Annotated in this window: 3 protein-coding genes; all 3 read right to left on the minus strand. The window is 66.6% G+C overall.

Features of this window, described 5'->3' with window-relative positions; translation table 11 throughout:
* Window positions 1-882 (minus strand): SMI1/KNR4 family protein (locus FNH05_RS35720; RefSeq protein WP_186382910.1); only part of this gene is annotated, 882 nt, incomplete at its 3' end.
* Window positions 883-884: 2 nt separating this feature from the next.
* Window positions 885-2,201 carry a putative T7SS-secreted protein gene (locus FNH05_RS39850; RefSeq protein ID WP_281287666.1) on the minus strand — a complete coding sequence of 439 codons (1,317 nt, stop codon included), beginning with the start codon at window positions 2,199-2,201 and terminating at the stop codon, window positions 885-887.
* A gap of 6 nt (window positions 2,202-2,207) precedes the next feature.
* Window positions 2,208-2,543, minus strand: coding sequence for a hypothetical protein (locus tag FNH05_RS35730; protein ID WP_144593261.1), 336 nt, complete (start codon window positions 2,541-2,543; stop codon window positions 2,208-2,210).
* Window positions 2,544-2,772: the final 229 nt, after the last annotated feature.

The following is a 2,772-nucleotide window of genomic DNA, read 5'->3' on the forward strand; positions in this document are numbered from 1 at the left end:
GGCTTGGGTGACGTGGTCCCAGTCGTCGAGGTTGGTTTGGGGTGGGGTGGTTCGGATGTCGAGGATCACGGGGACGGTGGTGCGGCGGGCGGTGCCGACTCCGACAGCGCCGGGGGCGGTGGCGATGAGGTCGGTGATCAGGGCGCGCGTCCAGTCGCGGGTGGGGGTGAAGCGTGCCGCGTCGTCTTGGATGATGAAGGAGTTGTAGTCGGCGAAGACGTCCAGTTCTGTGTAGGCGAGTTGGGTGGTGCCGGGTTGTTCGGGCATGAGGTGTACCTGTGCTCCTTCGGGTAGGTCGTGCAGTTGTTGGGCCAGGGGCCCGCGGATGCGCATGCAGGTGTCGGCGGGTTTGGCGATGATGTTGTCGAAGGCGTAGGTCCCGCCCAGGGTGAAGAACTGGAGCGGGATGAGTCGCTGGTCGTGGTCGAGGGCGCCGAAGCGGTCTTGCCAGGCGGTGGCGTAGGCGCGAGTGCCGTTGACGTCGGGGTCGTCGAGCAGCCAGCCGGCCCAATCGTCGAGGGTGGTGCCGATGGGGGTGCGGTCGGCGGTTTCGGGGTCGAAGAGCACCACGTGTTCGCGGTGTTCGATGGCGAATTGGCGGCCGAAGAGGTCCTGGCCGAAACAGAACAGCCCGTCGGCCAGACCCCGGTAGCTGTCTTTCCAGGTCGCGCGAGTGTTCCAGTGCTGCAGTTCGGGGCCGAGACCGATGTCACCGGCCCGGTAGAGCTGCACGCCTGCGTTGAAGACGGTCAGCCCGTTGACTCGGGAAAGCAGCTGTGCGAGCTGGGTCAGAGGCCCGTTGTCGGCTTGCGGGTCGACGGTGACGTGTCGGCCGAGCGGGCTGCGGGCCTGCCGGATCAGATGGTCCAGGGGAGTGGTCATGGTCAGTCGGCCAGGATGATCACTTTTTCGCCGTCGTCAAGGCTGGAGACCTGGTGCCGCATGGAGGAACCGGCACCGCGGTTGTCGAACGGGTCGATGTATTTCACCGATGATCCTTCACCACCCTCGGAGAACATGGCAGGAGGGTATTCGTCGCGATCGTAGCCGGACCTGGTCTGGGGGACCTGTTTCATCGATTCTTCTCGCCGCTCGTCGGCCTCTTCGCGATCGATCGTGACTTCCATCGGCTGCATCCGCGGATAGGGGACGTCCCCGCGCCAGGATGTGCCCATCTGGGCTTCCCGCACGTGGTTGGCGGCCTCCGGGTAGTCGCCCTGGTCGACGATCACGTACTGCCGCCCTTTGGGAGCTTCTTCCTGGCCGCTGATGTCTTCGGCGAGATCATCGACCCATCCGGCGGCGGTGGTGCCGGCGTCGTGCACGCTGTTTTCGACCGCGTGCCCGGCGACCTGACCGGCGTGGGTCACGTCCTGGGCCGCTTGGTGCATGGAGGAGGCGACGGTATCCGCTGCTTCGTCCATGCCGAGGCCGTGCAGGAGTTGCCCAGTCGACTTGCCGACGGCGTCGGCGACATCCCCGGCGAGCCCGGTCGCGCTTTCCACGATGTCGTCGGCCAGTTCGCCCACGCCGTCCATGCCCTTGCGGACGCTGGCGGCGACCGAATGCACCCCGTCGGCCAGCCTGTCTCCGGTCCAGTCCGCCGCGGTGGTGAAGGCGTCGCCGATCTCATCGAGAAACGTCGGCTCCTGTGGCGCATGTTCCTGTGCCGTGTCCACGGCGGCGACTGCTTGATCCCCGGCTGTGACCAGTTGAGTCCTCGCACAGGCCAGCATGTCCCGCGCCTGGGCCCGGGTCACTTCCCCGAGGTCGGTGAACGGCGACACCGGTGGTGGCGGCTGCCCGGCGGCCGCGGCCTGCTGGGCAGCGGTGGACAGGGCCTGGTCGTGCTCGGCTTTGGCCTGACGGGTTGTCTGCTCGCCCTGCCGGTACAACTCGATGGCCCGCGCGGCCTCGCCTTGCGCCCATTCCAGGCTGCCCGCGTAGCCCTCGATCGCTCGGGCAGCGGAGTGGAAGGCTTCGCCCGCGGTGATCCAACGGCCCGGCTCTGCGGAAAAGCGCTCGTGGTAGGCGTCGGCGGCCTTGCCGGTCCAACCGCCGGTATCCAGTTTCTTCAGCCCGTCGCCGATCTTGAGCATCGTGTCCCCATACACGACCAGATGCGCCAAGGATTTGCGGATCTCGCCCGGTTCGCCGGGCACCAGCTGCTTCGGGTCATCGGTCTCCCCCAGTTCGGCCATCGTGGTCTACTCCATGCTTTCCACGGCCGGATCCGCGCCGCCCCCGTCGAGCAGACCGTTGAGAGTGTGCTGGTGCGCCTGATCGATCTCGATGTAGGCGCCGGCGGCGTTGATCAGGCGGCGCGAAAGTTGCTGTCCGTCCTTGGTCAGGTTCGCGACACCGGCCTGCCAGCGGGAGGTGAACGACTCATAGGAGTCGGCCAGGCCCTTGTGCCCGAGGAACGTGCGCTCGCAATCGATGTCCTCGACCTCGAGTTCGTCCAGCGAGCCCAGCAGATCGGACAGCCCCAGCCCCGCCTCTTTCAACGCGTCGACATCGACATGGAACCCCTCGCCCGGCATCGCGAGGCCCCCTCTCCTCAGCGGACCTCGTCCAGGGTAGTGGCACTGAGTCAACAGGCGGGTGCCTTGAGTGATGTCTTTGCTCCAGCAAACGGTGCTGCAGTGGTTACGGTTTGCGGGGGTTGGGGAAGCCGAGGCTGGTGTAGCCGGGTGCGCGTTTGGTGAGGGAGGAGGCGAGCACTCCTGTGTGGATGTCGTGGTAGTCGTGGACTTCGGCGGTGGTTTTGCC

Source organism: Amycolatopsis rhizosphaerae (assembly GCF_007713715.1).
In the GTDB taxonomy this organism is placed as follows: domain Bacteria; phylum Actinomycetota; class Actinomycetes; order Mycobacteriales; family Pseudonocardiaceae; genus Amycolatopsis_E; species Amycolatopsis_E rhizosphaerae.